Source organism: Arthrobacter sp. Y3223164 (assembly GCF_059091005.1).
On record NZ_JBNHGF010000199.1, the window covers coordinates 1 to 5155 of the forward strand.

At 67.2% G+C, this 5155-nt stretch carries 8 protein-coding genes and 1 pseudogene; 8 read left to right on the plus strand and 1 reads right to left on the minus strand.

All coding sequences use genetic code 11. The features are described 5' to 3' along the window. From AC5RUJ_RS10660 to AC5RUJ_RS10675, 4 genes are all read left to right on the plus strand, one after another. Positions 1-189: hypothetical protein (locus AC5RUJ_RS10660; protein ID WP_494155848.1), on the plus strand; the 189-nt coding region annotated here is incomplete at its 5' end. 64 nt (positions 190-253) lie between these two features. Beyond that, positions 254-859 (plus strand): CDP-diacylglycerol--glycerol-3-phosphate 3-phosphatidyltransferase, encoded by a 606-nt coding sequence (gene pgsA / locus AC5RUJ_RS10665; RefSeq protein WP_494002402.1) that lies wholly within the window; start codon positions 254-256, stop codon positions 857-859. Further along, positions 856-1383: a CinA family protein gene (locus AC5RUJ_RS10670; RefSeq protein WP_494014170.1), complete on the plus strand. Its 528-nt coding sequence runs from the start codon at positions 856-858 to the stop codon at positions 1381-1383. The genes pgsA and AC5RUJ_RS10670 overlap by 4 nt, the downstream gene beginning before the upstream one ends. 95 nt (positions 1384-1478) lie before the next feature. Further along, positions 1479-1916, plus strand: coding sequence for a helix-turn-helix domain-containing protein (locus AC5RUJ_RS10675; RefSeq protein ID WP_493977754.1), 438 nt, complete (start codon positions 1479-1481; stop codon positions 1914-1916). A gap of 102 nt (positions 1917-2018) precedes the next feature. Here the strand turns inward: AC5RUJ_RS10675 and AC5RUJ_RS10680 are convergent, their stop codons facing one another. Continuing rightward, positions 2019-2501 carry a MarR family winged helix-turn-helix transcriptional regulator gene (locus AC5RUJ_RS10680; RefSeq protein ID WP_493977755.1) on the minus strand — a complete coding sequence of 161 codons (483 nt, stop codon included), beginning with the start codon at positions 2499-2501 and terminating at the stop codon, positions 2019-2021. A gap of 130 nt (positions 2502-2631) precedes the next feature. Here AC5RUJ_RS10680 and AC5RUJ_RS10685 point away from each other — a divergent pair, with 130 nt between their 5' ends. The 4 genes and pseudogenes from AC5RUJ_RS10685 to AC5RUJ_RS10700 all read left to right on the plus strand — a co-directional run. After that, positions 2632-2853: a DUF3046 domain-containing protein gene (locus AC5RUJ_RS10685; protein WP_494002400.1), complete on the plus strand. Its 222-nt coding sequence runs from the start codon at positions 2632-2634 to the stop codon at positions 2851-2853. A gap of 193 nt (positions 2854-3046) precedes the next feature. Then, positions 3047-4099: a recombinase RecA gene (gene recA, locus AC5RUJ_RS10690; protein WP_494002399.1), complete on the plus strand. Its 1053-nt coding sequence runs from the start codon at positions 3047-3049 to the stop codon at positions 4097-4099. 81 nt (positions 4100-4180) lie between these two features. Then, positions 4181-4657: a regulatory protein RecX gene (locus tag AC5RUJ_RS10695; protein WP_494014169.1), complete on the plus strand. Its 477-nt coding sequence runs from the start codon at positions 4181-4183 to the stop codon at positions 4655-4657. A 225-nt stretch (positions 4658-4882) separates the two neighbouring features. After that, positions 4883-5155 (plus strand): annotated as a pseudogene (locus AC5RUJ_RS10700) (hypothetical protein); the annotation flags it as partial.

The window sequence follows — 5155 nt, forward strand, 5'->3', positions numbered from 1 at the left end:
GCCCCGGCCGCGGCGGGCGAGGCCGATCCGCTGACGGAGGCGCTGGCGGAGAACGCCAACGCGAACCACGGCTTCGAGGGCCCGCGTGACCTGGTCGCCGAAGACCTGGACTCCCGGCCGCAGGCGGAGGACTACTACGACGACGACGATTCAGGGTCCGAGGACGCCTGGAGCCTGACCGGGCGCTGAGGCGGGTGTCGCGTGCCCGCCGGCGGCGGCCGAAGGGCCACGGCGGGCGGGTAGCCTTGAAACCGTGACTGATTCAGTGTCCCGCCCCGTGCCCCTGCTCAATATCGCCAACGTCCTCACCACCGTGCGGATCCTGCTGGTCCCGTTTTTCATCTGGTTCCTGCTGGCCGACGCCGGAGCAGGGCAGGTGTTCCGCTGGCTGGCCGTGGCGGTGTTTGCCGTCGCGATCTACACCGACAAGCTTGACGGCGACCTGGCGCGGTCCCGGGGCCTGATCACCAACTTCGGCAAGATAGCCGACCCGATCGCCGACAAACTCCTGATCGGTGCGGCCCTGATCCTCCTGTCGGTGCTGGGCGACCTGCCGTGGTGGATCACCGTCGTCATCCTGGTCCGGGAGCTGGGCATCACCCTGCTGCGTTTCGTTGTCATCCGCTACGGCGTCATGCCGGCCTCGCGCGGCGGCAAGTTGAAGACCGTGCTGCAAACCCTGGCGATCTTCCTGTACCTCCTGCCGCTGGAGGCGTGGCTCGGATCCTGGGCCGTCTGGGTCGCCTTTGCCGTCATGGCGGTCGCCGTCGTCGTCACCGTCGCAACAGGCATCGACTACGTGGTCAAGGCAGTGGCGCTGCGCCGTGCCGCCCTCGCGAAGCCGCAGGGCCGGCCGTGAGCACGTCCGCATCCGTGGTCGTAGGGGCCGCCATCGCCCGGAAGGTGACCTTGGCCACGGCCGAATCACTGACGGCGGGAATGGTGGCGGCGGAACTGGCCACCGTTCCGGGAGCTTCGGGCGCGCTCCGCGGCGGCGTGGTGTCCTACCAGAGCCGGATCAAGACGGCGGTGCTCGGCGTCGACGCGGGCCTGCTCGAGCGCGAGGGCGCGGTCACGGAAGCGGTCGCCTGCCAGATGGCCGACGGCGCCAGGCGCGTGTTGCAGGCTGACATCGCGGTATCCACGACCGGGGTGGCGGGACCGGAACCGCACGGGGGACGGGACGTGGGAACCGTGTGGATCGGCGTAGCCTCTCCGGAGGGCACGCGCGCCGTCGGATACCGTTTCGAGGGGGACCGCGCCCGCATCCGGCGGCTGGCGTGTGACGCGGCCATCGAACAACTGGGCCTCGCGATCGACGCCGCTCCCGGTCCCGCCGGCACCGGAGATTCGGGCCCGGGAACAAAAACTTTGATTCAGTAGTTATCAAAGGGTGTCAGCAACTGTTACGTTGTTGGCCTAGGCTTGGAAGACAGCGGCGCAAGCCGCATACCTCATGAGGGAGCAAGGCGATACAGATGGTAAAGCAGCCCGTGTCCGTAAACGGTGTAGTCCGTTGGCGTGATGTGGGATTGGCCGAAGAACCGCGTACGGAGCAGAAGGAGCGCAAGATGGTGGTGCTACGACACGAGATTGGCGACGTCCTCCGCGATGTCCGGCAGCGTCAGGGACGCACCCTTCGAGAAGTGTCGCACAGCGCCCGCGTCTCCCTCGGATACCTGAGCGAAGTCGAACGCGGCCAGAAGGAAGCATCGTCGGAACTCCTGTCCTCGATCTGCTCTGCCCTGGACGTTCCCCTGTCGCACATGCTCCGCGAAGTCAGCGACCGGGTCGCGGACGCCGAGGGCGTCGTCATTCCCGACACCGTTCCGCAGGAACTGTCCCGGGAGTTTGTCGGGGCCATTCCCGACGAGCTGCCCGACGAGCTGCGCGGGCTGGCTTCCGCCCGCTACTGACCCGAAAACCTGAACCGGCCGGTTCCGCCCCGTGGCGGACCGGCCGGTTTTTGTTGTGCCCGCCGGTGCCACGCCGCGCCTCTCGTCCCGGAGGTTGTGCCGCTAGTGGACGGGCGGCTCGTTGGCGTACGAAGCGTTCAGCCGGTCCAGCAGTTGTCCCAGCGTGGACAGGTCCTCGACGGACCAGTCGCCAAGCCGCTCGTGGAAGGCGACTTTGCGGGCGGCCTGTGCCTCGGCCAGCTTTTCCAGCCCGGCCGGAGTCAAGGTGATGGATTGGGCCCGTCCGTCCAGTGGATCAGCCTCCTTGCCAACCAGTCCCAACTGCTCCAGCATGGCGATCTGGCGGCTCACGGAGGGTTTGCCCACCCCGATGGCGGCCGCCAGTTCGGTCAGGCGCATGGAGCGCTCCCGCTGCAGGATCAACAGCAGTCCGTAAGCGGCAGGTTCCATGTCCGGGTGGACGTTTCGTGCCACCCGGTGCGAATTCGCCCTGGCCCGGCGCCAGAGCAGGCTCAGCTGCCGTTCCAGTGCTTCGATGGCCGCATCGAACCCTGCATCTGCGCTGCCTGTGGCGTGGTCTGTCATGGGCTCATTGTAATGAGCAGCATGCACACGCAGGGCAACGGCGGCCTGACGCGCCGTACCCATATTCCGACGGCGCCGAATCTCCGTCCGGCCCGGTTGAGGCCGGACGGACACGTGAGAAGATGGACGCGTGCGAACCAGTGACTTCTGGCGGTTGATGGACGATGAATTCGGTCCCGCATACTCGCATGTCCTGGCTGCCGACCTGGTGCTGGGTCAACTCGGGGGCCGTACCGCGGCCGAAGCGCTGGCCGCGGGAATCCCGCCCAAAACCGTGTGGCTGGCCCTCTGCGATGTCCAGGACGTTCCGCCCGAGCGGCGCTGGGGCAAGGACCGCGAGCCGCGCGGCTGAACAGACACGCCGCGCCCAACGCCGATATGTTCGAAAGTGTGTTCGGATCCCGCTAAGCTTCTACACAGACCCCCGAGTGGACGGATCATCCACACGCTCCGCTGCCGATCCCATTTTGTCCGAACCGGCGGTTACGGTCGGAAGACGTCAAGACAAAAAATGGCCCGAGGGCCGCAAGAGACTGAGGTGAACAATGGCCGCACCAGCTGACCGCGAGAAGGCACTGGAAGCTGCGCTGGCGCAGATCGACAAGCAGTTCGGCAAGGGGTCGGTGATGCGGCTCGGCGACGACACGCGCGCCCCGATCGAAACGATCTCCACCAGCTCGATCGCCTTGGACGCTGCCCTGGGGATCGGCGGCCTGCCGCGGGGCCGCGTGGTGGAAATCTACGGTCCGGAATCTTCCGGCAAGACCACCGTGGCGCTCCATGCCGTGGCCAGCGCCCAGCGCAACGGCGGCATCGCAGCCTTCATCGACGCCGAGCACGCGCTGGACCCGGAATACGCCAAGAAGCTCGGGGTGGACACCGACGCCCTGCTGGTGTCGCAGCCGGATACCGGCGAGCAGGCCCTGGAAATCATGGACATGCTGATCGGCTCCGGCTCGCTGGACATCATCGTGATCGACTCCGTCGCAGCCCTCGTGCCCCGCGCGGAGATCGAGGGCGAAATGGGCGACAGCCACGTGGGCCTCCAGGCGCGCCTCATGAGCCAGGCCCTGCGAAAGATCACCGGGCGGCTCAACCAGTCCAAGACCACGGCCATCTTCATCAACCAGCTGCGCGAAAAGATCGGCGTGTTCTTCGGCAGCCCGGAGACCACCACCGGCGGTAAGGCGCTGAAGTTCTATGCCTCCGTGCGCATCGACGTGCGCCGCATCGAGACCCTGAAAGACGGCGCCAACCCGGTGGGCAACCGTACCCGCGCCAAGATCGTCAAGAACAAGATGGCTCCGCCCTTCAAGCAGGCCGAGTTCGACATTCTGTACGGTCACGGCATTTCCCGCGAGGGCGGCCTGATCGACATGGGCGTGGAACATGCGCTGGTCAAGAAGTCGGGCGCCTGGTTCACCTACGACGGCGACCAGCTGGGCCAAGGCAAGGAAAACGCCCGCAAGTTCCTGATCGACAACCCGGACCTGGCCGATGAGCTGGAGCGCAAAATCCGGCAGAAGCTCGGGATCGACCCCGTTCCGGACAGCGGAGAAGAAGGCGGACCGAAGCTCAAGGCAGTCGACGGATTCTAGGTGGCCCGCAGGCACGGTCCGGCCGCCGGGCCAACGCCGGGCAGTCCGGCCGACCTGGCGCCCGAGGCGGATCCTCATGCGGTGGCACGCTCGATTGTGCTGGGCGCGCTGACACGGTCCCCGAAAAGCCGCGCGCAGCTGGCCGCAAAGCTGGCTGAGCGCGGCGTCCCGGACGACGTCGCCGAGGCGGTGCTCGACCGATTCGAAGAGGTCAATCTCATTGACGACGCCGGGTTCGCCGAAATGTGGGTGCGCAGCCGCTCCCAGACCCGCTCCTTGGCGCGCGCTGCCCTCAAGCGGGAACTCGGGGAGAAGGGCATTTCCGGCGACATCGCCGAGCAGGCACTTGACCAGCTATCGCCCGACGACGAGCTGGAAGCCGCGCGGGGACTCGTTCGCCGCAAGATCCGTCCCGACTGGGAACTGAACGACAGGTCGGCCAGGGATAAGCATCTGCGGCGGTTGGTTTCGATGCTGGCCCGGAAGGGCTATCCGCCCTCGCTGGCCTACCGGGTCGCCGACGAGGAACTCGGCACCGCCGCCAACCCCGAGTTCTAAGCGGCTCCGTTATGCAATTGAGACTTTCCGCGGTTTGGTCGGTATCATTGTGCGACTGTGAGCCCCTCGCAGAATCAACGACGCAAATCCACCCAGCTACGCAGGATCAACCGCAGGCGGCGCCGCCTCCGGATCGCGGCGGGGTTGACTCTCGGCTCTGTGGCCGCCCTCGGCGCAACCGGGGCAGCGGGCGCCCTCCACAACGGCCATAGCCCGTCCGCAGCGGTGGGATTCATCGCAGCCCCGGTGAAGCAGCTGATGGGGTGGAGCGACCCGGACGAGGGGCAGCGGCCGTTGGCGCGTGCGGCCCAGCGGCAGCAAACGGAGGAAGCGTCCACCGACGCAACCGCTCCGAAGGCCGCCCGGGCTCCGGAGGCGCGCACGGAAGAAAAGGAAACTGCCGCCGCACCGGCGCCCGAAACCCCTGCGGCAGAGCCCGCGGAGAAGGAAGCCTCCGGCCCGACGGATCCGGGGCAACACGGCGACGCCGGAGCGCAG

Excerpts from the sequence above, each read along its gene's own strand:
- AC5RUJ_RS10680 (WP_493977755.1), bottom strand. The coding sequence starts at position 2,501 with ATGACAGACCACGCCACAGGCAGCGCAGATGCAGGGTTCGATGCGGCC.
- AC5RUJ_RS10675 (WP_493977754.1), top strand. The coding sequence starts at position 1,479 with ATGGTAAAGCAGCCCGTGTCCGTAAACGGTGTAGTCCGTTGGCGTGAT.
- recA (WP_494002399.1), top strand. The coding sequence starts at position 3,047 with ATGGCCGCACCAGCTGACCGCGAGAAGGCACTGGAAGCTGCGCTGGCG.